At 39.5% G+C, this 26531-nt stretch carries 25 protein-coding genes and 1 tRNA gene; 14 read left to right on the forward strand and 12 right to left on the reverse strand.

From position 1 onward, the window contains the following. Positions 1-181: 181 nt before the first annotated feature. Positions 182-712: a nitroreductase family protein gene (locus GGR21_RS08030; protein WP_246348029.1), complete on the forward strand. Its 531-nt coding sequence runs from the start codon at positions 182-184 to the stop codon at positions 710-712. A gap of 31 nt (positions 713-743) precedes the next feature. Next, the gene (locus GGR21_RS08035) at positions 744-1766 is read left to right on the forward strand and encodes an L-dopachrome tautomerase-related protein (RefSeq protein WP_183306695.1); all 1023 of its coding nucleotides are present in this window, start codon (positions 744-746) and stop codon (positions 1764-1766) included. 76 nt (positions 1767-1842) lie between these two features. Here GGR21_RS08035 and GGR21_RS08040 read toward each other — a convergent pair whose 3' ends face one another. Beyond that, complete coding sequence (locus GGR21_RS08040; protein WP_183306696.1) at positions 1843-2142, reverse strand: hypothetical protein; 300 nt, start codon at positions 2140-2142, stop codon at positions 1843-1845. A gap of 219 nt (positions 2143-2361) precedes the next feature. Between GGR21_RS08040 and GGR21_RS08045 the strand changes: the two genes are divergently transcribed. Then, positions 2362-2670 (forward strand): DUF3861 domain-containing protein, encoded by a 309-nt coding sequence (locus GGR21_RS08045; protein ID WP_183306697.1) that lies wholly within the window; start codon positions 2362-2364, stop codon positions 2668-2670. Positions 2671-2674: 4 nt separating this feature from the next. Here the strand turns inward: GGR21_RS08045 and GGR21_RS08050 are convergent, their stop codons facing one another. Continuing rightward, complete coding sequence (locus tag GGR21_RS08050) at positions 2675-3403, reverse strand: LytR/AlgR family response regulator transcription factor (protein WP_183306698.1); 729 nt, start codon at positions 3401-3403, stop codon at positions 2675-2677. A gap of 19 nt (positions 3404-3422) precedes the next feature. Continuing rightward, positions 3423-4457 carry a sensor histidine kinase gene (locus tag GGR21_RS08055; protein ID WP_221232965.1) on the reverse strand — a complete coding sequence of 345 codons (1035 nt, stop codon included), beginning with the start codon at positions 4455-4457 and terminating at the stop codon, positions 3423-3425. A 278-nt stretch (positions 4458-4735) separates the two neighbouring features. Between GGR21_RS08055 and GGR21_RS08060 the strand changes: the two genes are divergently transcribed. From GGR21_RS08060 to GGR21_RS08080, 5 genes are all read left to right on the forward strand, one after another. Then, positions 4736-5191, forward strand: a complete 456-nt coding sequence (locus tag GGR21_RS08060; protein WP_183306700.1) for a MarR family winged helix-turn-helix transcriptional regulator — start codon at positions 4736-4738, stop codon at positions 5189-5191. A 7-nt stretch (positions 5192-5198) separates the two neighbouring features. Continuing rightward, positions 5199-6323: an efflux RND transporter periplasmic adaptor subunit gene (locus GGR21_RS08065; RefSeq protein ID WP_183306701.1), complete on the forward strand. Its 1125-nt coding sequence runs from the start codon at positions 5199-5201 to the stop codon at positions 6321-6323. A gap of 104 nt (positions 6324-6427) precedes the next feature. Beyond that, positions 6428-9580: an efflux RND transporter permease subunit gene (locus GGR21_RS08070; protein ID WP_183306702.1), complete on the forward strand. Its 3153-nt coding sequence runs from the start codon at positions 6428-6430 to the stop codon at positions 9578-9580. 115 nt (positions 9581-9695) lie between these two features. Then, entirely contained in the window at positions 9696-11090 is a 1395-nt protein-coding gene (locus GGR21_RS08075; RefSeq protein ID WP_183306703.1) for an efflux transporter outer membrane subunit, read from the forward strand. 286 nt (positions 11091-11376) lie between these two features. Beyond that, positions 11377-12549 (forward strand): reverse transcriptase family protein, encoded by a 1173-nt coding sequence (locus GGR21_RS08080; RefSeq protein ID WP_183306704.1) that lies wholly within the window; start codon positions 11377-11379, stop codon positions 12547-12549. 441 nt (positions 12550-12990) lie between these two features. Here GGR21_RS08080 and GGR21_RS08085 read toward each other — a convergent pair. Continuing rightward, a tRNA-Arg gene (locus GGR21_RS08085) sits at positions 12991-13064 on the reverse strand. Between the two features lie 252 nt (positions 13065-13316). Between GGR21_RS08085 and GGR21_RS08090 the strand changes: the two genes are divergently transcribed. Together GGR21_RS08090 and GGR21_RS08095 are read left to right on the forward strand one after the other, a co-directional pair. Further along, a complete protein-coding gene (locus tag GGR21_RS08090; RefSeq protein WP_183306705.1) occupies positions 13317-13976 on the forward strand; it encodes a DUF2975 domain-containing protein in 660 nt (219 codons plus the stop codon). A 14-nt stretch (positions 13977-13990) separates the two neighbouring features. Next, positions 13991-14200 (forward strand): helix-turn-helix domain-containing protein, encoded by a 210-nt coding sequence (locus GGR21_RS08095; protein ID WP_183306706.1) that lies wholly within the window; start codon positions 13991-13993, stop codon positions 14198-14200. A gap of 9 nt (positions 14201-14209) precedes the next feature. On the opposite strand, the gene dapA is transcribed toward GGR21_RS08095, so the two are convergent. The 5 genes from dapA to gldG all read right to left on the reverse strand — a co-directional run bounded on the left by dapA (position 14210) and on the right by gldG (position 20988). Beyond that, on the reverse strand, positions 14210-15103 hold the full coding sequence (gene dapA / locus GGR21_RS08100; RefSeq protein ID WP_183306707.1) for a 4-hydroxy-tetrahydrodipicolinate synthase: 894 nt from the start codon (positions 15101-15103) through the stop codon (positions 14210-14212). 212 nt (positions 15104-15315) lie between these two features. Continuing rightward, positions 15316-16995, reverse strand: coding sequence for a DUF5722 domain-containing protein (locus tag GGR21_RS08105; RefSeq protein ID WP_183306708.1), 1680 nt, complete (start codon positions 16993-16995; stop codon positions 15316-15318). Between the two features lie 278 nt (positions 16996-17273). Further along, positions 17274-17534, reverse strand: coding sequence for a hypothetical protein (locus GGR21_RS08110; RefSeq protein ID WP_183306709.1), 261 nt, complete (start codon positions 17532-17534; stop codon positions 17274-17276). An 82-nt stretch (positions 17535-17616) separates the two neighbouring features. Next, positions 17617-18534 (reverse strand): alpha/beta hydrolase, encoded by a 918-nt coding sequence (locus tag GGR21_RS08115; protein WP_183306710.1) that lies wholly within the window; start codon positions 18532-18534, stop codon positions 17617-17619. 63 nt (positions 18535-18597) lie between these two features. Then, a complete protein-coding gene (gene gldG, locus GGR21_RS08120; protein WP_183306711.1) occupies positions 18598-20988 on the reverse strand; it encodes a gliding motility-associated ABC transporter substrate-binding protein GldG in 2391 nt (796 codons plus the stop codon). A 63-nt stretch (positions 20989-21051) separates the two neighbouring features. Here gldG and GGR21_RS08125 point away from each other — a divergent pair, with 63 nt between their 5' ends. The 3 genes from GGR21_RS08125 to GGR21_RS08135 are packed head-to-tail and all read left to right on the forward strand — an operon-like array spanning position 21052 to position 23219. Continuing rightward, complete coding sequence (locus GGR21_RS08125; RefSeq protein WP_221232966.1) at positions 21052-21867, forward strand: hypothetical protein; 816 nt, start codon at positions 21052-21054, stop codon at positions 21865-21867. A gap of 56 nt (positions 21868-21923) precedes the next feature. Continuing rightward, the gene (gene mscL / locus GGR21_RS08130; protein ID WP_183306713.1) at positions 21924-22334 is read left to right on the forward strand and encodes a large-conductance mechanosensitive channel protein MscL; all 411 of its coding nucleotides are present in this window, start codon (positions 21924-21926) and stop codon (positions 22332-22334) included. 36 nt (positions 22335-22370) lie between these two features. Beyond that, entirely contained in the window at positions 22371-23219 is an 849-nt protein-coding gene (locus GGR21_RS08135) for a M48 family metallopeptidase (RefSeq protein ID WP_183306714.1), read from the forward strand. A gap of 139 nt (positions 23220-23358) precedes the next feature. On the opposite strand, the gene GGR21_RS08140 is transcribed toward GGR21_RS08135, so the two are convergent. Together GGR21_RS08140 and GGR21_RS08145 are read right to left on the reverse strand one after the other, a co-directional pair. Beyond that, entirely contained in the window at positions 23359-23994 is a 636-nt protein-coding gene (locus GGR21_RS08140; RefSeq protein WP_183306715.1) for a hypothetical protein, read from the reverse strand. A gap of 7 nt (positions 23995-24001) precedes the next feature. Further along, the gene (locus GGR21_RS08145; RefSeq protein ID WP_183306716.1) at positions 24002-25387 is read right to left on the reverse strand and encodes a BACON domain-containing protein; all 1386 of its coding nucleotides are present in this window, start codon (positions 25385-25387) and stop codon (positions 24002-24004) included. 100 nt (positions 25388-25487) lie between these two features. On the opposite strand from GGR21_RS08145, the gene GGR21_RS08150 reads away from it, so the two are divergent. Next, entirely contained in the window at positions 25488-25703 is a 216-nt protein-coding gene (locus GGR21_RS08150) for a helix-turn-helix domain-containing protein (protein WP_183306717.1), read from the forward strand. 64 nt (positions 25704-25767) lie between these two features. Here GGR21_RS08150 and GGR21_RS08155 read toward each other — a convergent pair whose 3' ends face one another. Next, positions 25768-26343 carry a superoxide dismutase gene (locus tag GGR21_RS08155; protein WP_183306891.1) on the reverse strand — a complete coding sequence of 192 codons (576 nt, stop codon included), beginning with the start codon at positions 26341-26343 and terminating at the stop codon, positions 25768-25770. Positions 26344-26531: the final 188 nt, after the last annotated feature.

The raw sequence follows: 26531 nt of genomic DNA on the forward strand, positions 1-26531 counted from the left end.
ACGCGTCAGGTTCTAGTTAAAATATTAATCGCTATACTTGGAGTAGGGTAGTAATAACTTTTAATAATTGGCAAAGAATTAATAATAATAATATATGAACAGAAATTATTTTTTTAATGTTTTAATTATTATCATATCAGCTATGGTAATAACATCATGCAATTCGGATCAAGGTAAATCTATGGATTCAAAAACAGCGATCGACATCATTCACAAACGGACAAGCATCCGTAGTTTTCACGACAGGAAAGTGTCGAAAGAACAACTGGAAACAATCGTCAGGGCTGGTATGGCTGCACCTACAGCCATGAATAAGCAACCCTGGATGTTTATTGTAATTGAAGATAAAGAAGTGCTTCAGGCTTTGGGAAAAGATATTCCCACATCAAAAATGGTACAACAGGCTCCCGCCGCTATTATCGTTTGCGGTGATATGAAAAAAGCAGGAGAAGGCTGGTTACAGCAATACTGGATTCAGGATTGCTCGGTTGCTTCACAAAATATTCTGCTGGCGATAACTGACCTGGGGCTGGGCGGTGTCTGGACGAGTGTATATCCGGCAGAGAACAGGATGAAAATAGTATCGGAAATCCTGCATCTACCCGAACATCTTATTCCACTGAATATAATTCCGGTCGGTTATCCTGCCGAAAATAAAAGCCCGATGGATAAGTGGAAACCTGAAAATGTGCATTGGGGTGTATTCGAATGAAATAATTATTATTAATCTCAAAATATTTTATATGAAACTTAAAACAGCATTAATTATACTGATCCTTTTAGGAATATTCAATGCCTGTTCCGATAAACCGTCTTTGATAAAGGTCGCAGAATCGGATTATCAATGGACAGGAATTGCTGTGTCTGAAGAAGGGCGTATTTTTGTAAATTATCCGACATGGAAGGTTCCTTCTCCTTTTAAAGTTGCGGAAGTGATAGACGGGAAAGAAGTTGCCTATCCGTCAATGGAAGCAAATGAATTGTTTGTTTGCGTACAAAGTGTTGTCATCGATAAGCTGAACCGCCTATGGATACTCGATCCTGCGAATCCACAATTTAAAGGCGTGGTTGATGGCGGGCCTAAACTTTACCAGATAGATCTCCGTACCAATGAGATTGTCAGGACGTTCAGTTTTTCTGACAGTGCGTATACTGCTACCAGTTATCTGAATGATGTGAGGGTAGACACAAAAGATGATATAGCCTATATGACAGACTCAAAAGATGGGGCGATAGTCGTACTCGACTTGAAGTCAGGAAATTCGTGGCGGGCATTAGATAATAATTGTCCGGCTGTAATGGCCAATCTGGATGGTATTAACTTTAAATCGACCGGGAAGTCCAATGGTATAACAAACAGCGACGGTATCGAATTATCGGAAGATGGGAAAATGCTCTATTTTGCGGCGTTGACGGGTGATATTCTCTATCAGATACCCACATCGGTACTGAGAGATACAACTCTAGTCTGCGAGGATCGTTGCAAAGAAGTATCAATACTAAATGAGAAGAATGTACCAACAGACGGGATGATTTTGTATAATGGCAAACTTTATATGGCCGACCTGCCAAATGAAAGTGTGTGGTCGTTCGATCTGGCGACAAAACAAGGGCAAAATCTGGATTTCGGCCAGACGATCCGCTGGGCAGACAGTTTTGCCATAGATGCAGATGGTTATGTTTATTTTACTACATCCCAGATCAATTATCCGGAACAGGAGAGGGTCAAATATGAGATTTATAAATTCAGGCCTTTAGTCCCATAATCGAAATATCAGTTAAGTAATAAGGGCAATCAATAGTTGAAATTATTATGATTGTAAAAAATAATCGTTCTATTTTCTACTGCGCACAATCGAAGATTGCTTGCCATCCTTTTTTCCTAAGCAAAAAAAGGATGCAAAAATGCTTTGGTGGCTCATCCTGCGTGCGACCCGTTACAGGCTCAGGAGCTAAATGGAAAGATTGTCCTGCGGACGCTTCCCATTTCACGCCCCTCTCGCCTGACGGGTGCCCCGCACTACGGCTTAATGCCACCGGGCGAAGCCACCTCAAGGCAGGGCAATTCCCTATCGTGCGCCAGCTTTCCGTGCATAGGTTCCTACGACGGGCACCTGTCCGGTGAAGACGGCGTGAAACCAAATATTGTCTGAGCCGAAGGCGAGTTTATTTGGTTTAGCCGGCAAGCCGATGACAGGTCGGCGGGGAACCAGGTACTAGCCTTTTGTTTCGTTTTGGGCAATGCCAATCAACGATCGACGAAGCGAAGGCGAGTCAAAATGAAAAACAACCCCGAAGGGCGCGTTAGTAAAATTGAACGATTAAATCTAACTACTGATTCGTATTAATAATTAAATAGTAATGGAAAAGAAAGCATATCTGTATAAACTTACATTAGAAGCACTGAAAAATCCGGAAGGGGAGGCGTTGAATAAAGAGCCTCTGGAATTTGAATTCCGTAACCATGACGACCTGTTCAAAATCTTTGAAGTGATCAAGGGTAAAGATTTATTTGGTAGTCCGGCCGAAAGTATTGAATTCGCCTTAGGCTTAAAGCTTTTCAGTGAAGTGATGATACACAATCGCAACCATCCTTTGTTTGAAGAACTGGCTCCGGCATTCGGACAGTTTATGAAAAGGTTGAAAGGCAGATTGATTCAGGAAGATTGACTGTCTATTCAAATAATTTCATAAGATTATCTTTGTAACTACTGCCGACTGGTAGCTTCTTACCGGCAATATGAACAATGTTTTTATCAATTAATTCAATATGTTTGATTGATATAATATAAGATTTATGTATTCGCACAAATAAACCGGACGGTAGTTTTTCTTCCAGGTCCTTTAATGAAAAAAGAGTGGTGATATTTTGCTTTGTGGTATGGAAGGTAACGTATTCCCGTTGCCCTTCCACATAAAGCAAGTCAGCATAATTTATTTTGTATAACTTATATCCGCTTTTTACTACCATGCTGTCCTCTTCCTGATTATGGGGTAGTCGATACTCTGCAGTAAATAACGGATTATGGAAACTGTTGTTTTCCCTTTTTTCTATTACCCTGTTTATCGCTTGTAGAAATCGGGGAAATGCGATCGGCTTCAACAGGTAATCGGCCACATCCAGTTCGTAGCTTTCCACAGCATACTCCGAATATGCTGTCGTAAATATTACCACCGGTGGATTTTTCAGGCTACGGACAAATTCCAGGCCTGTGATCTCCGGCATCTGGATATCAGATAATAAAATATCGATCTTTTCTTTTCTTAGAATCTCCATAGCTTCGAAAACGTTTGCTCCGGTTCCTGCCAATTCAAGAAACGGTAGTTTTGAAACATACTCCGATAACAATTTCCGGGCATGATATTCATCATCTATAATTATGACTCTCAAAGTTTCGTTCATAGCCTGAATTTTATGAAGATTACAAATTTATAGATAATTCTACCCTGAACGAGTCGGAATTATCGAATATATTCAATGAATACTCATTTTCGAAATAAAGCTCGAGCCGTCTTTTCACGTTTTCAATACCTATACCACCTCCGTTCGACGCAGCTTTATTTTTGATCAATGGCTGGCTGTTTTCAGCGACGAAATATATTTGCTTCTCTTTCACTTCCAATAAGATATGAATGAAACTGTTTTCATCAACTTCAAGAGGTGTGTGTTTGAAGCAGTTCTCTACCAGTGGTTGGAAAATCATTGGAGGTACACTTATATTTGTCTCGTTTTCATTTATATAAGTAAAATTAATATTCTTGTCATTTTCAAATCTTAATTTTTGAAAATCGATAAAGTTTCTGATATAATCAATATCCTTTGACAGAGGAGTCAGTTCGGTTTCACAATCTTCCATCACATAACGCATCATTTGTGCCAGTTTCAGTACATATCCCGAAGTGTATTCGTCTTTGAAATATGTCATTGAATATATATTATTCAAAGCATTAAATATAAAATGTGAATTGATTTGAGATTTCAGAACTCTGGCTTCCAGCATTTTCTTCTCAGATAACAATTCTTCTTTTTGTCTGGCATCTTCGGCGGTCTTTCTTGTAAAGAAAATTATATTGGATATAGAATATGTTAATATAAAAATTGTGGCGTATCGTGATATCGAAAAAATAAACCTGAACTCATGTTCAACCTCTATGTTAAGGTTTTTAAACATATATATTTCGAACCGGGCGCAAATATTTGCAAACAGGACAACAAACGCAATAGAAAAAAGGAAAAACAATATCTTCTTCTCCTTTATCAGTAATTTAGGTATCAATATATTATATGTTAGATAATATATCATAATCATACAAATAAAGCTTAAGGAGCCCACTTTTATCGACCATTCAAAACTGATCCAGAGATTCTGAATAAATCCCAATATATAAATCCCTGTCCAGATAAGTATTGATTGAAGTTTTGTTGAAGAACGTATATGATTTAGTATTTTGATCATAAGTATAAGATTAGAAAACCTGATTAAATATAATAATAATCATTATATAAAAACAAATATATTCAACCAAATCCCTGAGAATATCTACCAACCGGCTGAGATCTTCAACGAAAGTATGTTTTGGGCGAAATATCTACTACATAAGATGATTGTTGAAAATTTGTAGCTGTTTCATACAGATAACTTTCCTGTTCGTTGAATAATTTTTGAGATGATAAGATACTTGGCGATTTTTGCCTCAGAAAATAAGAGTACTTATAATCTCAATTGATAATATAATGGAAAAAATCAGAGAAAACAGCATGAAGGGTGTCAATGTAGATTCGTTGATGCGACATGTTTTTAAGCTGTGGATGAGAAGTAAAAAACAAATATTGGATGAATTCAGGCTAACCGGTTCACAGTATGAAATATTATCGGCTATATATCATCTGAATACGTATAAAAAAGAGATAATTCAGATTGATCTGTCGGAGGAGACCGGAATAGACCCAATGACAGTTTCTACCATTCTGCGCAATCTGGAAAAGAATAATATGATTACCCGTGTCCGAGGAACAGTGAATACCCGTGTGATATATATCGAATTGACAGACAAGGGAAAATCCCTTTACAGTATGGCATCGTCCAAAATGCTATTATGCTGTAATAATCTCTACCGCAATATTGATGAAAGAAATTTCACGGCTCAATTACTTGTGTTGTCCAAAGAACTGAATAAACTTAATAATTAAAATAACAATGAAAACAAAGATGATTTTAAGCGGGGCTATCGCTCTGTTAGGGCTTGCCTCATGTGGAAACAGTGGTCAAACGAACCAAGAGGCACCAAGTCAGGAATATCCTGTGATGGTTTTGAACAAACAGGATGCAAATATGCAGTCTGTATATCCGGCAACAATCAAGGGGCAGGAAGATATTGAGATAAAGCCGCGTATCGATGGTTATATCGAAGCGATATATGTAGATGAAGGTTCGGTTGTCAGGGCAGGACAGATATTGTTTAAGATTAATTCTCCTTCATCGGAACAAGCGTTAACTTCAGCTAAAGCATCTGTAAGTAGCGAAAAAGCTCAGGTTAATACAGCAAAAGTAAATGTAGACCGTTACCGGCCTCTGGCAGAAAAAGGCATTGTTAGTGAAGTGCAATTACAGACCTATGAAAATGCCTATGAAACGGCTTTAGCATCGCTTGAACAAGCAGAAGCCACTCTGAAGAATGCACAGGCGACTATGAGTTGGACGACTGTTACCAGTCCTGTTGACGGGGTTGTCGGAGAAATACCTTATCGTAAGGGCAGCTTGGTTAACAATAGCAATACACTGACCACCATTGCCAATACAGGTAATGTGTATGCTTATTTTTCGTTGAACGAACGAAAGTTAATGAGTTTCCTGGATGGAGTGGAAGGTTCAACCCAGTCAGAGAAAATAAGGAATATGGAACCGGTTTCCCTGATTCTTGCCGATGGATCGGAGTATGAGGATAAAGGACGTATAGAAACAATCACCGGAACTGTAGATGTAACAACAGGATCTGCCAATTTCCGCGCAGAATTTTCTAATAAACAGGGTCGGCTGAGAAGTGGAACCAGCGGGAAAATAATTATTCCTAAAACGCTGGAAAATGTCTTTGTAATACCACAGAAAGCTACATTCAGTCAACAGGATAAAGTATTGGTCTATAAGCTTGAGGGCGACACTGTGAAACAGCAGCTTATTTCGGTGCAGACTATGCCTAACGGTCAGGATTATGCAGTAACCAGCGGCCTGTCGGACGGAGATAAAATAGTGTCGGATGGAGTAGCTACACTTAGGAATGGAATGAGGATCGCTACAAAACAAGAATATTTAAGTCAAAATTGAAAGTTGAAAATTGAAAGTTGAAAGTGTGTGTCCATAATTGAAAATTAACCAAGCATTTCGTTTTCAACTTTCCATTTTCCATTTTTCACTAAAAAATAAAAAACATGCTTAAAACATTTATAGAACGCCCGGTATTATCCACCGTTATATCAATAATAATAGTGGTATTGGGGATAATAGGACTAAATATGTTGCCGATAGAGCAATATCCCGACATTGCCCCTCCTACAGTACGGGTAGAAGCCTCTTATAGCGGGGCAAATGCCGATGTGATCATGAACAGCGTAGTGATTCCCCTGGAAGAGGCTATCAATGGTGTGGAAGGGATGACCTATATGACATCATCCGCAGCAACAGGATCTGCGACCATAACTGTTTATTTCGAACAGGGATCGGATCCCGATATGGCAACGGTAAACGTTCAGAATCTGGTAAATCAGGCATCGTCATTGCTGCCCGCCGAAGTAACACAGGCCGGGGTAACAGTTAGGAAGCAACAGACAAGTACCATCCTAATGATGTCGCTTTCATCTGATAATCCGGAATATGATGCTGCCTTCATTCAAAATTATGCGGACATTAATATTATTCCGCAGATAAAACGTGTTAATGGCGTGGGTAACGCTTCTGCATACGGATCGAAAGAATATTCTATGCGTATCTGGATGAAACCGGATGTAATGGCTTCGTATAAAATATCGACAAACGAAGTTATTGCCGCATTGCAGGATCAGAATATCGAAGCTGCTCCGGGCCAGTTGGGAGAAAACAGCAATCAGGCATTTCAGTATACATTGAAATATACCGGACGGCTATCTTCAACAGAAGAATTTGAAAATATAATTGTCCGCTCTAATGACGGGAAAATTGTTCGCCTGAGTGATGTGGCGGATGTAGAACTGGGTGGTTTGCAGTACAATATGTATATGACGACCGATGGAAATCCTGCCGTAATGATGGGTATTAACCAGACAGCAGGATCGAATGCACAGGAAGTGCTTACGAACGTAAAAGCAGAATTGGATAAGGCGGTAAAAGATTTTCCTCCCGGATTGAAACTAACTTATTTGATGGATATTAGTGATTTCCTGAACGCGTCTATCAATAAAGTTATCATGACATTGCTCGAAGCATTTTTGCTGGTTTTCCTTGTTGTGTTCATTTTCCTTCAGGATTTCAGTTCTACATTGATCCCTGCCATAGCGGTACCTGTTGCCATTGTCGGCACATTCTTCTTCCTGTGGGTAATGGGCTTCTCTATCAATCTGCTTACATTATTTGCCCTTGTTTTAGCCATCGGGATTGTCGTCGATGATGCAATAGTCGTCGTCGAGGCCGTACATGCCGAACTCGAACATGGAATAAAAGATCCTAAGCAGGCCTCTATTAAAGCCATGGGAGAAATCGCACCTGCCATTATATCCATTACATTGGTTATGGCATCGGTATTTATCCCGGTTAGTTTTATCGGTGGCACAAGTGGTATTTTCTATAAGCAGTTTGGTTTGACATTGGCTATTGCCATCTTTATTTCGGCTATCAATGCTTTGACTCTAAGCCCGGCTTTGTGTGCCCTCTTTTTGAAACCACATGATGAGGAGCATGGTAAAAAAAGTTTTCTGAAACGCTTTTACTATTATTTCAATATCGGGTTTAGCGCAACAACAACGAAATACAGGAAGTCTCTGGTCTTTTTAGGAAAAAGGGGGCACAGATGGATTACCGTAGGGATTATTCTGGTGAGCACATGTGTGCTGTTTGGACTGATGAAGGTAATACCTACCGGATTTGTTCCACAGGAAGACAGTGGTGGTGTTATGGGAAGTATCACTTTACCTCCCGGATCGTCACTGGAAAGATCAGATTCTGTAGTACATGCCGTTATGGAAATGGCTTTTGAAATACCGGAAGTAAAACACGCCGGAAGCCTTAGCGGGATGAGTTTTATGAGTGGTACCGGTAGTTCCTACGGATCGGTAATGATAAAAATGGATCATTGGGATAATAGGGATATAACCGCGAACGAAATTGCTGCGATATTGACCGAGAAAACAAGTTCTATCAAGAATGCTACATTCTTATTTTTCGGTACACCTACTATTCAGGGATTTGGTTTAAGTAGTGGTGTAGCTGTAAACCTGCAGGACCGTACGGGTGGTGATATTTATGATTTCTATAATGTAACGAATGACTTTATTGCGAAAATGAGCGCAAGAGAAGAAGTAATGACAGCCATGACAACATTTAACCCGAACTTTCCCCAAAAGCAACTGGAGGTTAATATGGCTAAGATCAAGGATGCAGGCATCACACTAAGTGATGTGATGGGTACTTTGCAGGCATACATCGGTAGCCAGTATATTTCAAACTTCAACCTGTATGGGAAACAATACCGGGTAATGATACAGGCTGCCCCCGAATATCGGTCTAAATTAGACGATCTGGATGGACTATATGTAAAAACGGCAAGCGGTGAAATGGCACCGGTTACAAGCTTTCTGACGATAACCGATGTTACTGGCCCTGAAACACGGACACGGTTCAACTTGTATTCTTCAATGGAATTGACAATTATTCCTAATTATGCAGGCGGATATAGTTCAGGGGATGTAATAAAAGCGATTGAAGAAATAACTCTCCCGACCGGATACAGCTATGAATTTTCAGATATGACACGTGAAGAAGCCGAAAGTAGCAGCCAGACTGTACTTATATTTGGATTGTGTCTGATATTTGTTTACCTGCTATTGGCAGCTTTATACGAAAGTTACATTTTACCATTAGCTGTGATCTTCTCTCTTCCTGTAGGATTGGCCGGAGTATTTATCTTCCTTTCGGCATTCGGATTGAGCCAGGGTATAACAAATAATATCTATGTACAGATATCGCTGATTATGCTTATCGGGCTATTGGCTAAGAATGCCATTCTGATAGTAGAATATGCTATTCAGCGCCGCCAACAGGGTATGAGTATCGTAGATGCAGCCGTTAACGGTGCAGTAGCCCGTTTCCGTCCGATATTAATGACATCATTCGCTTTTATATTCGGACTTTTACCTCTGGCTGTTTCCACAGGGGCAGGTGCTATCGGTAACCGCTCGATAGGTATCAGCGCCATTGGAGGTATGCTAATAGGTACGCTTATCGGAGTATTGGTGATTCCGTCTCTCTATATCATATTCCAGTCTATACAAGACAAATTCAGCAAGTCGGGTATGATAAATTCGAACGATGAGTTTATAAACAAACAACAATAAAGCCCCTTCAATCCCCCGTAGGGGGACTTTGGCAAAGCCACGAATAGAATTATTAAACAAATACCCTCTCTGTAGTCCCCCTTCGGGGGGATTAGGGGGGCTAATATAAATAGATATGAAAAATAAAATTGTTTTATTGGGATTTATCGCCCTGATAGGCTTCTCCTCCTGCCAGGTAACAAACAAATATAAAACACCTGAACTCAACACCGATAATTTGTATGGGGAGATAACCTCCGATGATACCACCTCTATAGCGAATATTCCATGGAAAGAATATTTTACTGACCCTTATCTTGTAGCTTTAATAGATGAAGGTATAGATAAGAATCTCGATCTACAGATAGCCTATACACGTATTCAGCAGGCCGAAGCTAATCTAAGTATGGCCAAAGCCGCTTATTTTCCCGATGTATCATTAGTCGGACAGGTAAATCATTCACGAAGCAGTGACGGAGGCAGAGGTAAAGATGTGCTGGGGTATCATTCCACAAATTACTCCCTCGGGGTTTCTGCCAGTTGGGAATTGGATATTTGGGGAAAGCTGAACAGACAGTCTAAGGCAAAATATGCTCAGTTTCTGAACAGCCATGCATATAAGAATTTAATACAGACATCTTTAGTTGCGAATATTGCCACATCATATTACTCGCTACTGGCGTTGGACGAAAAGCTGGCAGTAACTATAGAAACAGTGAAACTGTTAGAGGAAAATGTGGAAACAATGCAGGCATTAAAGGAATCGGGATTACAGAATGGCGCAGCAGTTGAGCAAAGTAAGTCATTGCTGTATAGCACACGTGCAAGTATTCCCGACCTGGAAAGCCAGATCAGGCAAATGGAAAACTCAATTTGTACTATGTTGGGCAGGAAACCGGGAACAATAGCCCGTTCTACTATTTTTGAACAGCAATATACTGAAAAGCTTGAATACGGTGTGCCTGTACAAATGTTAGCCAAGCGTCCGGATGTACAACAGGCTGAACTGTCTTTCCGTTCGGCATTTGAACTGACAAACGCCGCTCAGGCAAGTTTCTATCCATCTATAACACTTAGTTCGGGATCGATAGGATATGGAACAACGAATACATTGTCTAATTTCTTTAAGCCGGAGAATATTTTTGCCAGTATTATCGGAGGATTGACTCAACCGATCTTTGCGAAGAAGCAATTGACCGGAAACCTGAAGATAGCAAAAGCCCAGCAACAGGAGGCTTTATTGACTTTCGAACAGACAGTTTTAGCTGCAGGGCAGGAAATAGCTGATATTTTGTTCTCTTTCGAATCTTCTCTGAAAAAGAATGAAACACGGGATAAACAAATAGAGTCGTGCAAAAACTCTGTTTACTTTACTCAGGAATTGCTAAAGGCTGGTGATGCAAATTATACCGAGGTGCTTACAGCTGAACAAAATCTGCTGTCGGCATTACTCACTCAGGTGAATGATAAACTGGAACAGTTGCAATGTACTGTGGATCTATATAAAGCCTTAGGCGGAGGTACGGAATAGTATATCCGTTTATGGAAAGGTATTGGGGGATATTTATGATATCCTCCTTTATTTTTTATACTATTGTATGATAGCACTTGTACTGATAAAAGAAAAACAGTTATATTTGCATTCAGGAGGATGAGCTAAAGATTTAGCAAGAAAGAGGTGTAGTCGCCTCGATAGTTCATGCCTTTTCTGAGATTTAGGATTGTTCTGTATTACTGCCTAAATCTTTCAGATTTACAGGCGGTACTACAGAACAATCCTAAAAGTAAACACTTGTCCTCCTTTTAATTTTCAGACGATGAATATAGCCTTAGTCATACTTATCATATTCCTAGTATTATGGATATTCTACAAATTACTCAATTATAGCGGGGGTGACGAATACAGTCGCGACACCCGAAACTATAATCGAAATCCGGATAATTATGATAAAGGCGAAGAGGTTAAAACCACCCCCAAAAAGAGTATATTCTCTGTCTTTTCCCGGGAGAAGAAAGTAAAACAGGCGAAAAGGCAAAGCTTTTTTGAACGTATATTTTCAGCACCTTTACCTTTCGATGATGCAGCTATAACATGGTGTGCCAATTTTCTGGCAGTTGAAAAAAATGAATTGATCGATATACTGAAAAATACTTCAATTCAGTATTCTCATTTCAAACTGGGGAAACGGAGTGGAGGTTGTCGCACAATATCGGCACCAAACAATGTATTGCTGAATATTCAAAAAACGATTTACAAACGCATTTTACTCTCTGTAAGTATTCATTCCGCCGCTACCGGATTTCGGCAGAACGTATCAGTGATTCACAATGCTAAAGTACATCTGGGGAAAACACAGATAATAAAGGTTGATTTAGCTGATTTTTTCGGATCGATAAAGAAGCCCAGAATAATAACTGCTTTTGAGAAGATTGGTTATCCGTCTAATATATCAAAAGTACTGGCCGAATTATGCTCTCTTGACGGAAAACTACCTCAGGGGGCAGCTACAAGTCCTACTCTCAGCAATATTATTGCCTACGATATGGATGTAAAACTCATTGCTTTGGCACGGAAGCACAATCTGACATACAGCCGTTATGCGGATGACCTGACTTTTTCGGGAGAAGATATTGCTTTTGAACTTTTTCTTTCGGAGATAGATGGTATTGTAAGAGAAGAAAAATTTGTGATACAACGAAAAAAGACCCGTTTCTTAACAGAAAATAAAAAAAAGATCATTACTGGTGTTTCTGTCAGTTCCGGAGAAAAACTGACTATTCCAAAATCAAAAAAACGGGAGATTCGAAAAAATGTGCATTACATTCTAACCAAAGGACTAGCCGGACATCAGAAATTTATAGGCTCGACAGATCCCTCTTATCTGAAACGCATTGTCGGTTACCTCAACTTCTGGCTGATGGTAGAACCCGACAGTGAGTATGTGAAAAAATCACTTATCGCATTGAGTAAATTACAAGGCAAATCCTGATCCATATGAGTAAACCAACATAAAATATGTAATAAACAATTGCCTTAATCTTCTTCACTTAAATAGTGATTCAGGACACAATACACAAGGAAAGACAGGTAAGCTACAACAATTGTACCTGGTAAAATCAAATTCATTATATGTATATTCATGACATATATTTTTAGAATTATTCCTAAATGTATTTGTAAAATATTTTATTTCAGTTAAGACAATATTAATCTTTTGATAAGATTAAAACATTATTGGAAGGATTGATATAATAGAAGTAAGAATAACTTGTTTGTTAATTTAATAGTTGTAGATTATCTATGATTGTCAGATTAGATCGGGATTATTTCACATAATCATAACTACAGATGATTCTAAACCGCCTATAAAGCCATATTATCCCCAAAAAGAAAAGCACCTACTTGTTAATGTAAGTGCTTTATTTTCTTGTGACTCCGACAGGATTCAAACCTGTAACCTTCTGATCCGTAGTCAGATGCTCTATTCAGTTGAGCTACGGAGCCGTTTTCTTGAATGCGAGGACAAAGGTAAAATAGTTTTATATATAATCCAAATTTATCTATCTTATTTTTTGCTATAAAATCATTATTAATGCCTGTTTTGGCTATCTGTCTGTGTGTTTGATATTTATATATTTTTGTGGTTACAAAGCAATGCTTATTTATTGTTTTTCGATAAATAATTTGTTTTTATCGGAAAATATTTATTCTTTTGTATTGTTGTTTGATTTGCCATTAATTTAAACTTTATATATTATGAACACGCGAATTAAATTTTATTGTATTCTTATTGCTATCTGTTATGTCGGTTTCTTTGTAAACATGTTCTGTAACGATTTTGATGATATGAAGGAGAGCTTCATCGATGGAGCCAATTCAGCCAGAGAAAAGAGTAGTACCACCCCTCTTTCCGTATGGCTCGAACCTGTTGCAAAAGAAAATACAGCAATTACTTTATACAACAAAACAGGCAATGAAACTATAAATACACAATTTGAAGAAGCCCGTATTAAAGTAAATGTTCCGACAAAGGATGTTCCCGTATACCTTTTCATTGCTGAAATATTTTTTATGGCTATAGCTATTTTTCTTTTCATTGCTATTGTTGCTTTTCCTATTATGTTTTTTAATGTGGTGTATAATATCACAAAGAACAAAATAATTACAGATAATGTTATTTTCAAAATCCGTATTATGGGTTGGACTATGATAGCACTTTCCCTGTTTGATGCATTAATGAGGTATATCAATATTGCAACAGCAAAACAAGTTCTCAATATTGAAAACTATAAAATAGCAGGACCCGATCTCGAAAACAATATCATTTACCTTTCTCTTGGATTGGTCACACTATTATTAACCGAAATACTCAAAGTTTCGCTAAACTTAAAAGAAGAACAGTATCTCACCATTTAATATATAGATAAAGTATGGCAATTATCGTGAATCTGGATGTAATGATGGCTAAGCGGAAGATCTCGCTGAACGAACTTTCCGAAAAAGTGGATATAACCCCGGCCAATTTGTCTATATTAAAAACGGGTAAAGCTAAAGCAATACGTTTCGGTACGCTGGATGCGATCTGCAAAGTGCTGGAATGTCAGCCCGGAGATATACTCGAATTCAGAGAAGATGGATGATTAGGAATATCAGCACTTAATGTTCAGGTCGATAAGTACATTTCGTATCTGTTCGTAGGTAGTGATGCGTGTAGGAACAAGCGGCAGACGCAGCTTGTTTTCTATGTATCCCATCATATTGAGCATACATTTTACTCCGGCAGGATTACCGTCTACAAATAAGAGGTTGAACAGTTCATTGAAACTGTGATGTATAGTCAGCGCACTGGCATAATCACCCTCTAAGGCAAGGCGTGTCATGCGGCTGAACTCTTTAGGAAAGGCATTACCAATAACAGATATAACACCGATAGCGCCTAATGTAATAAGCGGGAATGTCACACCATCGTCCCCCGAAATAACATCAAAGTTTTCAGGTTTACGTTTGATGATCTCGTCCATCTGTGTCATATTACCGGAGGCTTCTTTTACAGCAACTATATTCGGAAAATCGCAGGCGATACGCAACGTGGTTTCTGCTGTCATATTTACTCCTGTGCGTCCGGGAACATTATATGCAACCACAGGTAGAGACGATGCTTCGGCAATAGCTTTATAATGCTGGTATATACCTTCCTGCGAAGGCTTATTATAATAAGGTACGACAGAAAGGATGCCGTCGATACCTGAATAATCATTTTTCTTTAGTTTATCAACAATCGAGCGGGTATTATTTCCCCCTTCTCCAAGGATAATAGGAATTTGTCCGTTTACCCTGCTGACGATCAGTTCCACGATCTGCTTTTTCTCATCTTCGGTCAGGGTAGGGGTTTCGGCAGTGGTTCCCAGTACAACCAGGTAATCGGTGCCGTTCTGTAATTGGTAATCAACGAGCTTGAGCAGCGCATCGTAATCGACACTCTCATCCTCTTTAAACGGAGTTATCAGTGCAACTCCCATCCCTCTCAGATTAATTCTAGGCATACAATCGTTTAAAACTTACTATTTTCCCGTTTAGGGGACTATTATATTTCAGATTGCACAAAATTAAGAATTAATTCGGGAAGATTTTCACAATGGAGAAAATTTATATTTACACCGTACAACTTTCTTCCTTATCTGAAGAGAAGAGCTTTGGCCGGAGAATTATCTGCCTTCCGGCTAAAGCTCTTCTTTTTTATTATCTTATCACTATTTCAGAAATTTTCAATAACATTCCAGTCAGAAATCCCTATCACAGGAAGGAATTGCTGAAAATAACTGTCCTCTTCTTCCGTGCCTGCTTTTTGGAACACAAACCATGAAGGCTTGGTTTCTGCATTATCGGTTTGTGGAAATTTACGTAATCCCAGACGGGCACCTCCTTCATCTGGGTGGTCGAACCAATTATGCCATTGTATACCGTCGATACCAGGAAGGCCATTGATCTTTTTCCAGGCGTAAGCTACTCCGGCAGCTTGCGTCAATAGATCCTGATCAGAATAAGTAGGTGAATTAACCCCGGCTTCGGACAACCATACAGAACGCTTGATCGTTCCCTTGTATTTGTTTTCCTTGGCGAGTGCCCATTTGCTCAGTACTTCCAGATTTTTGAAGGTAACAAATTTAGTATCCATGGAGTACGTCGCGTTCGGGTCGTCCCATGTGCGCGGATTATATACATCTTCAGGATAACTGTGGCAGGCCATAGCCCACTGAAAATCTCCCTCGGCACGACTATAGTCGTTGATCAGGTCGACTATCTCTCTGGTAGTGTGCCATCCCGGGTTAGAAGCTGCTGTCCATGAATGTGAGAAGGACGCAAATACTTCTGCATTATTGTCGTACTGCCGTACAATATTGTAACACAGTCTCATAGACTTCATGTAAGCATCGGTTACCAGTGTGACAGGTCTCACTCCCATATTGGTCCAGTCTATCGATCCGTCTATCTCGTTGTGCATGATCCAGTGAGAAATACGTCCGTACCGGTTGTCGGGCGTACAATACCTTTTGGCCAGAAAATCGAGTGCTGCCGCGTAACAATTGACAGCCTCGGGATTACTCATGTCGGGCATAGTAAAGGCGCCTTTTTCGTAATCGGGATGCTGCAACAATGCGCCTACGGCGGGATCTGCCGCCTGAGCGGCAGGCTCTATCAGCAAAATGGCTGCGATGGAAAGGTTACGGTCTTTGGTGGTTTCCTTCAGCATGGTATCATAAGTTCCTTCTACGAAGGCCATGTCGATGTAATAGGTTTTCCCGCCATAAGTATATTCGCTATATCCGTCTTTGGGTGTAAGATGTAGGAAACGGGTAATGGTGAGATTCAGCGTTCCGCTACTGGTGCCCAGCAAGGTGAGGTCGGAGATGAACTGGTTGACGAAAATTCCGCCAATCCCTTTTTTTGTAGTTAACGGAACCGGTTGTAACTGATGGAGAACCGGTATGTCGTCTGCATAACGGGCATGCGAAACAAGTTTACCGGTCGTGCCTTCGGTCTTAAAAACAGCCCATTTCGATAACAGGCGGTCATACGTAATGCCGCCTCTTTCTACCATGCGGTCGAGTTTAACCGTGAAGGGCGTGCCTTCGAGCTTTGTTTTGTACGGTGCCTCTTTTATCTGCGTAACATCTTCATAGGGAGGTATCTCTACTAAGTAGAAGTCGCCTTCTCCTGTCGATTTGCCTTTTATTTCCACAGTCTGATCCGTCACCGAAACCCGTTCGATGGCAGAAGGAAATGATTGTTGCAGATAGGATTTTAAAGATATTTCATCTTGAATATCTTCTTCACTGTATGGTGGCTGATATGGTTCGTTATCTTCGTCGTCACTACATGAAAAGAATAATGTCAGGCTGCAAAAAAATAAAAAATAAATAGATAATGATTTCATACGGGCATTTTTTAGTTATTAAAGATCTATAAAGAAAACGGAATTTCTTTTTACAAAAGTATAGTATTGCAATTGTATTATCTTTCCGGATTGCAAATTATTTCAGAATATTTGATAATGTTTCTTAATAATTCCAGATTCTCATATCTTGTTCATTTTGACAAGCAATTTCCGATTGCGTGTAGTTAAAGAAAATTGAAAGATTAAACCTGCTACCAATAAAAAAGAAGCCTTTGATGAGAAAGGCTTCTGTGCATTTTATTAAATCGGTTTATCTGTTACCTGGAAGCAGCGGCACCGACAACCATTGCGGCGATGGCTCCCCAGAAAATGACAACAAGTATAATACCTATTACCATCCATACTAATTGAGCTTTTGCCCAGTTGGCCTTACTTTCCGGCGTATTGCTACCGAAAGCCCATACGAACAGCATTATTAAATTTACAAGCGGAATGATCATTATAAGCATAGTTATAAGCCATTCTCCCATACTAACCACAGATTTATTGCCTTGGGCATACTGTTCTTGATTTTCCATAATAATGATTTTTTATAATTAAAAATAGCACAGCGAGCGACTCGCTGATAGATTAATTAATTTATTTTTTTAGATACTAATCCTAATTCATACCAATAATACCTATCTCATTAAGCCATTTCTCGAGCAATATCGTCCAACTGTTGGTGCTGCCAGGATTGTTTCGTGCAGCAATACTATGACCTCCCTGCGGATAGATATGCAATGACGCTTTTATTATATTGTGTTGTTTGAGAGCCGAATAATAAAGAATGCTGTTCAACGACGACACTGTTCTATCATCAGAGGCATGAACCATGAAGGCAGGAGGCGTTTTGTCCGTTACTCTTTTATTGCAGGAAAAAGCATCTTTTAGTTCCTGTGATGCATCCTTTCCCAGTAAATTGTCCCGGCTGCCTTTATGCACGTATTCGTTCATTGATATGACGGGGGATACCAATATTGTAAAATCTGGAATATATGGAACAGTATCCATACTATCGCCTGTTGCGGACCAATCTTCGGTAAAAGTGGACAGACAAGCGGCGAGGTGTCCTCCTGCCGAACTGCCCATCACCCCGACTTTGTTCGTGTCTATATTCCATTTTTTAGCATTGTAACGGATAAACTTTATAGCCCTTTGGGCATCTTGTAGCGGAGCCTTATGTGATTCGATCACATCGGGCGACAGGGGAAGGCGATGATTTAGGACAAAGGCTGTCACCCCAAAGGTATTGAACCATTTTGCCAGCTGGAAGCCACTTACCTGATAAGCCAGTCTCGCATATCCTCCTCCCGGAATAATCAGGACTGCCGTATTCTTATTTTCGGCAATAGAAGGTTCAAATACATAAATGCCGGGGGTTACTACCTGATAAACTCTCTCATTAGCAATACTGTCTTTCAATATAATTCCTTTGCTATTTGGTGTTTTTTTATCCCAAACCGGCAAAAATTCTTGTGCGAATGAGAATACACACACAAGGTTTATTAAGCATATAGTAGATACCTTCTTCGACATATTCTAAATCTTTGCATACAAATATAAAAATAAAAATATCTTAGAATAATAATTCTATTACTTTTACTCATATTTTCTTTTCCTGTACAGAACGGTTCCTCCCATAACTATCAGCATGAATATGACGGGGAATGCGATATTCAGAACGGTGTATTTGTCCCTGCTTTCGTACGCTGCTTTTTTATTGAGGATATACATCTGTTGCTGCTTGGTGCGCAAGGTCATAATGCCATCGTCGTCAGCCAGCCAGTTTATGGCGTTGACAATAAAATCACGGTTTCCAAACTGTGTTTGCGAAACCCGGTCGAATCCCATCGGTACTATTTGAGAATCGCTGCCCTGTCCTTGTATTCCGTTCGATATGATGTCAGACGACGAAACAACGATCATCTTGGTTTCCTTACTTTCAGCCAATCGTTCTTTTCTGGTATTGCTTATACTGTCGGGTACAGGACGGTTTATGAATGCCGAACCGAACTTGCCCTCAAGGCTTACGGCTACAGGAACAAAAGGCTGATTGAAATAGCCGGACTGGTTTTGTATCCGCTCCACGTCGAAGTCTATCGGCTCGGGTACTTTTACCAGGTGTGCGTTGGCCGAACTGGTCAGCAATACTTGCTTTTGTATTTCTCCCGAACTGTTTACAACATCGATCGAACTGGCGAATCCGGCTTTTATATCCCTTATGTTTTTTGTCACCGGATGACCGGGCGATGGTATCAGCAATGGCTGAAAATAGCTTGGTACAACTGCCGGTGCCTGTTTTTTATCGTCCGATACCAGGTGCGTGGAAACACACTGCTTGTCCTGTAACAGGTCAGGATTGATGCGTACTCCGTAATTGAACAGTATATCATCCAGATTCACATCGTTTTTCATACTCGGTGAATAACCTATGCCAGCCAGTTGCTGATGCGAATAATATGCACCGTCTACAAGCCACAGTATTTTTCCACCCTGCATGATATACTGGTCGATAATATATTTTTCTGTTTCGCTATATTTTTTCAGAGGCCCCGCGATGATAATGACATCAAAATTATCCAGGACTCCCGGCTCATTACCTATCTGGCCGCGATTTACGGAATAGTATTTAGAAAGAAGCTCTTCGGCGTCATAGACGTAAGTCCGTGGCAGTTCGTCATGTCCCTCGATAAAAGCTATGTTTTTCGGTTCCTTCTGTTGTAATAACCTGATAGCATCGATGAATTCAAATTCGAGGCTTTCAACCGAAGCGTTCAGGTTTTCTTCGGCGGTGTTTCCCATTACATTTTTCAGCAGATTCACGGTTAATGTGTCTTTCTCGTTCGAAATCCGGGCGTAAGGGTAGATAACTTTGCGGCTGTTTTTCCCCTCTTTATCGGTTTCGTTGAGTATGATGCCATCCATTCCGTTTCTGTACATCGTTTCGTATATCCGCTCCTGTGATTCTCCCGAAATATAGGGCGAGATATACCTGATATTTATATTATTATCCGAATAGCGGTTAAAATCGGCAAACAGGTTATCTGTTTCATTTTTAAGATGCTGGAATCCGTAATTAAGATCGCCGGTAAGATACATCTCGACATTCAACGGCTGACCCTTTACCTGTTTCAGCAACTCCACCGAATAGCCGCTTAATGTGTAACGATTATCCGCAGTAAAGTCCAGTCTGTAGTTGGGAATAAAGGTAGTAGTAATATTTATTGACAGAAGTAGTACAGACAGGTATATAAGTGCTTTTTTCTTATTCCTGACAAGTAATATAATTGTAAGAAAGCTGAAAATAGCGAGATAATTGATAATAACGATAATATCGCTCAGTTGTATGACTCCCCGCTGCATCAGCTTGTAGTGGTATGATAATCCGAGCGAAGATAATAGGGCATTTGTTTTTCCCGAGAGAAACAAGCCAGCCAGCATGTCGAAGCCATACAGGCAAAACAGGCAAAGCGAAATGGAGATAATAAATGCTACGACCTGATTTTTTGTCAGGGCCGAACCAAATAATCCGATAGAGATAAACACTGATACAAGTAGCAATAAGGATATATAAGATGCCACAATGCTATTTATATCTATATTGCCGACCGGATTAGCTAGTTGATGCAAAGAATATATGTAGATAAGTGTGGGTAGTAAAGTGACCGAGACAAAAACAAAAGTAGCTGTGAATTTACTGAAATATACAGAGGTAGCTTTTACAGGCCTTGCCAATAATATATCTAATGTCTTGTTGCGTTTCTCTTCCGAGAACAGGCGCATAGTTACCGCCGGTATCAGTATGGCAAAGAGGATAGACGATAAGCTGAAAAAGCGTTCCATGCTTGCATAGCCGCCATCTATAAGATTATAATTGCCGGAAAAGAACCAGAGCATTCCTCCGGCAGCCAGTAAATAAACCACGGAGAAAAAAGCTCCTGCGGGTGAACAAAAAATGATTTTAAGTTCTCTGGATATCAAAGCTTTCATATATCTTTGTGTGTGGGTTAGCCTTTGTTTTATGTTTACACAAACGTTTATGATTTCGATACAATGACCAAACGCCGGATAAAGATAATTATTTTATTTATTCTGATGACTACAATTCTTGTCGGCGGCTGGTTTATGTACAAACGGCTGGAATATAATAGGGAGTCTTATACTACAAATATCTATGAACATATTCCATCAACTGCTATCGAGGTATTCAATATCAACAGGAACTATAACTTAAAAGATGTTTTTGTTTACGATTCTGCATATGCCAGTTTGGTAAACATATTGCCCGAAGGATTTTCTTATCCGGTAGTTTTATGTAAAGACGCTGCAGATAACAGGATGCTATTGCTGAAAATAAGAAAAGAAGATGAATCGGTAATAGAAGGATATATAAAAGATAGTGTGGCTCTGTCTTATAGCCCGCAACACCGCATCTATAAAGGCAGTGAGATCGTATTATATGCACTTCCCGGCGACCGGTTTCTCGTTAGTACATTCCGCAAAGGGGTTTTCGCTGCCAGCAACAGCTACAGGGCAATACATGATTTTATTGAAACTGATTCCATAAATTCATTTTTCTGTCATATCCCGGAAAAAGATATGATGGAGAGAACAATAGCAGGCGCTTCTGTGAGTATGTTCACCAAAGTAGGGGATCAGCTTCTGGCTTTCGATTATAAGGCCGGGAACGATACAATCAGTCTGAATGGCTATGTAGTCAGCACAGGAAAAACAGAAAGAGACTCAGTGGATAATAGTCTGCTGCCTCACAAGATGAATATTCCGTATAATATATGTGTCGACAATTATGAAGTATCAGCAGAAAATAATACTTTGGCTATCCGGGTTGTTTTAAACAAAATACATTAATTTGCGTTTAAATTAATAGAAATAATATATTAACAAATTAGAAAAGATAAACTAAAATGGCAATTTTAAAAGAATTGAAGGCCTTTATGATGCGTGGTAACGTTGTCGATATGGCAGTCGGTGTTATCGTCGGTGGAGCTTTCGGAAAAATAGTATCATCACTGGTAAGCGATATTATTATGCCACCTATTGGCATTTTATTGGGAGGTATGAATTTTACAGAGTTAAAGTTTACGTTGAAAGATGCAGTCGGAGATGCTGCTGCCGTAACTATTAACTATGGAACATTTATCCAGACAATACTCGATTTTGTGATCATAGCAACTGCAATATTCTTTGCTATCAAAGGCATTAATGCATTGCAGAATAAGAAAGAAGAAGAACCTGCTACACCTCCTGCTCCCGGCAAGGAAGAAGTGCTGCTTACCGAAATACGTGATTTGTTGAAAGAACAAAATAAGAAATAAAGTAAATAACACTTTTACAAACAAAACTAGACAAGAATGAAAAAAGAACATCTGTTATTATCTGTCGTAGCGTCTGCGATTTTATTTGCAGGCTGTAGTAGTGTGCCTCTCACAGGACGAAAACAACTGTCTCTGGTTTCTAATCAGGAAGTGTTGACCCTGAGCTTACAACAATACGACGAGTTTATAAAATCTGCACCTGTTTCTACAGACAAGGCTAATACAGCATTGGTGCAAAAAGTGGGGAGAAATATTGCTAATGCAGTAGAAACCTATTTGAAAAATAACGGATATGCCGATGAATTGGCATCTTATTCGTGGGAATTCAACCTGGTAAAGAGTGCCGATGTAAATGCTTTCTGTATGCCGGGTGGAAAGATTGTGGTATATGAAGGTATTCTGCCATATACCCAAAATGAAACTGGACTTGCCGTAGTACTGGGGCATGAAGTAGCGCATGCTGTTGCCAAACACGCGAATGAACGTATGAGCAACCAGATGGCGGCACAGTATGGTACGGCAGCAGTTGGTGCGGCTCTTGGCGGCACTTCTGCAGGGGTACAACAGGCTGCCGCTGTAGCCATGGGACTTGGAGCCCAGTATGGTGTTTTATTGCCATATTCGCGTAAACAGGAGCTCGAAGCAGATCAGCTTGGACTGATATTTATGGCAATGGCCGGATATGATCCGAGCCAGGCCGCCGCATTTTGGCAACGTATGTCGCAGCAGGGTAGTAGTACACCCGAATTTATGAGTACCCACCCTTCGGATAATACCCGTATCCAGCAGATACAAAAAGACCTGCCCGAGGCCTTGAAATATTATAAAGGCGCCGGAGTGTCTACTTCCGGTTCGGCAAAGACGTCGGAGCAGTGGAAATTCTGATCTTAATTGATTCATATTGAACTGCTGATTCGCACAATATAAGAGTCTGTTCAAATTTTAGCGAAAATTTTTCTTACAGGCTCTAAGTTTCTGTCTGTTAAATAAATGTGTATTTGATATGTGTTTAAAAATAAAATAGTTAGAATCTGAAACCTAAATAAAACCGGGCGCCTGATGTTTTCAGTTTTTGCTTATAAGAAGTAGGTTCTTCATATTCATCCTCCTCATAGTCGAACTTATATTTTGCACTACCCCAACGGTTTTCTATACCAAGAGATATCAATTTATAAGATACCGATAGTCCTGAAACGAAAAAAGAGCCATATGTTCCGGAAAAATTCTCGGAATAATCGTCATATATGGCTGCATAAGAAGGGGCATAGCGAAAGTATCCACTTATATTTAGTCCATTGAGAGGGGTTACGGTGATTGACGGACCAACATGCATACCTGCTTCACCCTGATAGATTTTCACTTTATCATCTTCATAATCATCAAAATAGGTGTCGAAATATTGTGAAAAATTCAGGTCGAAAATAGTCCAGTCAATTCCAAAGCGAACCATATTCCATAATGGTTCTTTATGTAGATAAAAAGTATGTCCAATTGTTATGGCTGCACCATAATTGTTTTTTAACGAACTTTTATCTGATGTGTTTTTTAGTTTTGAAGACACATAGTTGAAATTCAAATATGTTCCTCTTGGCTTGGATGCCTGAGCTTGTATCGCAAGACAACAAAACAGTATAATAGCTAATAAATAAATCTTTCTCATCGGATAATTATTTTTTTACGACAAAAATGGAGTTGGCTTCTGAATAATCCGAATTACCTAGTTTTACTATTTTACCGTTTTTCCAATAGACTGCATTCAGCGACTCTGTTTTACTATTCCATACTGATCCTGCAACATACACATCATTGTCTACAACATATATAGAAGATGCCTCCTCCTCTGGGTCGGAATCGGAATAGTCTGTTAAAATAATAGCTTCCCTGTTTTTCCAGTATTTGGCGATATAAACATCTCCTCCTCCAGCAGATCGTTGAGCTCCAGCCATGTATACATCGTTGCCTGATACGAATAAAGACGTTCTATGAGTAGGACTATCACTTTCTTCTACTATTACTTCTTTTCCATTTTTCCAATATCTGACAAAACATGTTTGTTTGTCTTCATTATAGCCACCATCGCTAGCGACATAAACATCATTACCCGAAACAAAGATAGATGTCGCTACAGGGCAATAGCGGCTTTCGTCTAAAACGATCTGTTGTCCGTTTTTCCAGTAACAAGCTTGTTGATTATAAATGTCATACTCTCCACTTATACTATAACTTCCTCCTGCTACATATACATCATTACCTGAAACAAAAACAGAATTAGCGTCGTATCCTTTTCCATCCAATTGCATTTCCTTTCCATTTTTCCAATAACGGGCATTATAGCCCGCTCCAGATATTGTTCCTGCTACATATACATCATTTCCTGATACAAAAATAGAATTAACCGAATAAGCTGATAAAGATGTGCGTTGTCCATTTTTCCAGTAGCAGCTTACGGCACTGGATCCGTCCACACCCCATTCTCTTCCTGCCACATATACATCACTGCCAGATACAAAGATGGAATTAGCTTCAGACGATAGATTACTCAACACAACTTTATTTCCGTTTTTCCAATATACAGCCCGGTCACCATCTTCCCCCGCCACATAAATATCCACGTCATCATTCTCTTCTGGTATTTCACCTGTTGCGGTTTTGCCGGTCTGTGTTACTTTTATTTCAATTTTATCATTACCACAAACAATCGTAATGGTGGAAGAACGGTCGGCTCCCGTATAATTGGGACTTAGAGAGATAGAGATAGTATATGTTCCTGCCTTATTTCCGTTATCCGGACTTATGCTTACCCAATCAGCCTGGGTATTACCTGTCGATTTTTGTGTCGTTTCCACTATCGATGATGTCCAGGCTCCACTTGTAGTGAAGGTTACTCCACTCTTGCCTTCGGTGCCATCGGCGTAAACAGTTTGAACAAGCTGTTCCTTTTCCGGAACTTCGATGGCTTTCTCTTCGTTGTCATCACTGCTACATGCGGTAAAACCAAAAAAGTATACCAGAATTATCAGTACTGAATAATGTTTCAAATAATAGTTTTTCATACAATGGATATTTAGTTAATATTCAGATGTTATCATATATGATAACCATGTGCAAAGGTAATAATCTTTCCTTAGTTATCAAATATGATAATCGAAGGTTATGAAAAAAGAAGAATTGCTTATTGCTATAGGGCAGAATATCAAGAGGATAAGAGAGGAGAAAAATATTACGCAAGCAGAACTTGCTGCACGTTGTAATTATGAAAAGTCGAATATGAGCAGGATAGAGTCGGGGAGAACCAATCTCACCATCGGTACTTTGCTGAATATCGCGGAATCTTTAGATACTACTATTATTAATCTTATAAAGGTCTGAATGCGAAAAAGGCGATCTTTATTATAAAGATCGCCTTCTGTTTATATATTTTAATTTAATCAGATCAGTAGCGTGCTTCTACTGTGCTCCAGTCGATTATTTTCCAAAGCTCAGCCAAGTGGTCTGCACGGCGATTTTGGTAATCAAGATAGTAAGCATGTTCCCATACATCGAATCCTAATAGCGGAGTAAGACCTTTTGTGATCGGGTTTCCTGCGTTTGCTTCTTTAGTGATTTCCAGTTTACCCTCTTTATCTTTGGCTAGCCATACCCAGCCCGAACCGAATACTGCTGTTCCGGCAGCATTAAATTCTTTCTTGAATTCTTCGAAAGAACCCCATTTTGCATTAATAGCTTCCGCTAGTTTTCCTTTAGGCTCTCCGCCACCGTTAGGACTGAAAGTAAGGAAATATATATTGTGGTTTAACGTTTGTCCTGCATTGTTGAAAATAGCGCCATCGCTTTCTTTTACAATAGTTTCCAGATCAGCGTTTTCAAACTTGGTTCCCTGGATCAGGTTGTTCAGGTTATTGATGTAAGTCTGAAGGTGTTTGCCCCAGTGTAATTCTATTGTCTGTTTCCCGATAACCGGCTCTAATGCGTCTGTTGCATACGGCAACTTTGGTAATTCAAATTTCATAGCTTTTGTTTTTTGATTGTTATTATTGTCATTATCATTATTTTGTGCGTTTACATTACCTGTGATAAGTAAAGCAAACGTTATACATGCAAAAAATATTCTTTTCATAATAAAGAGTGTTTCTTATGTTGTTACAAATTTAACAATCATATTCCGATATTTGTTTAACACTTAGCCAATAATTACCA

It is taken from the genome of Dysgonomonas hofstadii (assembly GCF_014196915.1).
Classification (GTDB): domain Bacteria; phylum Bacteroidota; class Bacteroidia; order Bacteroidales; family Dysgonomonadaceae; genus Dysgonomonas; species Dysgonomonas hofstadii.

Bases quoted from the DNA above. Each gene is read 5' to 3' on its own strand.
- GGR21_RS08135 (WP_183306714.1), top strand. From the start codon at position 22,371: ATGAAAAAAGAACATCTGTTATTATCTGTCGTAGCGTCTGCGATTTTA.
- GGR21_RS08080 (WP_183306704.1), top strand. From the start codon at position 11,377: ATGAATATAGCCTTAGTCATACTTATCATATTCCTAGTATTATGGATA.
- GGR21_RS08110 (WP_183306709.1), bottom strand. From the start codon at position 17,534: ATGGAAAATCAAGAACAGTATGCCCAAGGCAATAAATCTGTGGTTAGT.
- GGR21_RS08070 (WP_183306702.1), top strand. From the start codon at position 6,428: ATGCTTAAAACATTTATAGAACGCCCGGTATTATCCACCGTTATATCA.
- mscL (WP_183306713.1), top strand. From the start codon at position 21,924: ATGGCAATTTTAAAAGAATTGAAGGCCTTTATGATGCGTGGTAACGTT.
- GGR21_RS08155 (WP_183306891.1), bottom strand. From the start codon at position 26,343: ATGAAATTTGAATTACCAAAGTTGCCGTATGCAACAGACGCATTAGAG.
- GGR21_RS08045 (WP_183306697.1), top strand. From the start codon at position 2,362: ATGGAAAAGAAAGCATATCTGTATAAACTTACATTAGAAGCACTGAAA.
- GGR21_RS08030 (WP_246348029.1), top strand. From the start codon at position 182: ATGGATTCAAAAACAGCGATCGACATCATTCACAAACGGACAAGCATC.
- GGR21_RS08090 (WP_183306705.1), top strand. From the start codon at position 13,317: ATGAACACGCGAATTAAATTTTATTGTATTCTTATTGCTATCTGTTAT.
- GGR21_RS08055 (WP_221232965.1), bottom strand. From the start codon at position 4,457: ATGATCAAAATACTAAATCATATACGTTCTTCAACAAAACTTCAATCA.
- GGR21_RS08140 (WP_183306715.1), bottom strand. From the start codon at position 23,994: ATGAGAAAGATTTATTTATTAGCTATTATACTGTTTTGTTGTCTTGCG.
- GGR21_RS08075 (WP_183306703.1), top strand. From the start codon at position 9,696: ATGAAAAATAAAATTGTTTTATTGGGATTTATCGCCCTGATAGGCTTC.
- GGR21_RS08150 (WP_183306717.1), top strand. From the start codon at position 25,488: ATGAAAAAAGAAGAATTGCTTATTGCTATAGGGCAGAATATCAAGAGG.
- GGR21_RS08125 (WP_221232966.1), top strand. From the start codon at position 21,052: ATGACCAAACGCCGGATAAAGATAATTATTTTATTTATTCTGATGACT.
- GGR21_RS08115 (WP_183306710.1), bottom strand. From the start codon at position 18,534: ATGTCGAAGAAGGTATCTACTATATGCTTAATAAACCTTGTGTGTGTA.
- GGR21_RS08095 (WP_183306706.1), top strand. From the start codon at position 13,991: ATGGCAATTATCGTGAATCTGGATGTAATGATGGCTAAGCGGAAGATC.
- GGR21_RS08145 (WP_183306716.1), bottom strand. From the start codon at position 25,387: ATGAAAAACTATTATTTGAAACATTATTCAGTACTGATAATTCTGGTA.
- GGR21_RS08105 (WP_183306708.1), bottom strand. From the start codon at position 16,995: ATGAAATCATTATCTATTTATTTTTTATTTTTTTGCAGCCTGACATTA.
- GGR21_RS08050 (WP_183306698.1), bottom strand. From the start codon at position 3,403: ATGAACGAAACTTTGAGAGTCATAATTATAGATGATGAATATCATGCC.
- GGR21_RS08060 (WP_183306700.1), top strand. From the start codon at position 4,736: ATGGAAAAAATCAGAGAAAACAGCATGAAGGGTGTCAATGTAGATTCG.
- GGR21_RS08065 (WP_183306701.1), top strand. From the start codon at position 5,199: ATGAAAACAAAGATGATTTTAAGCGGGGCTATCGCTCTGTTAGGGCTT.
- GGR21_RS08035 (WP_183306695.1), top strand. From the start codon at position 744: ATGAAACTTAAAACAGCATTAATTATACTGATCCTTTTAGGAATATTC.
- dapA (WP_183306707.1), bottom strand. From the start codon at position 15,103: ATGCCTAGAATTAATCTGAGAGGGATGGGAGTTGCACTGATAACTCCG.
- gldG (WP_183306711.1), bottom strand. From the start codon at position 20,988: ATGAAAGCTTTGATATCCAGAGAACTTAAAATCATTTTTTGTTCACCC.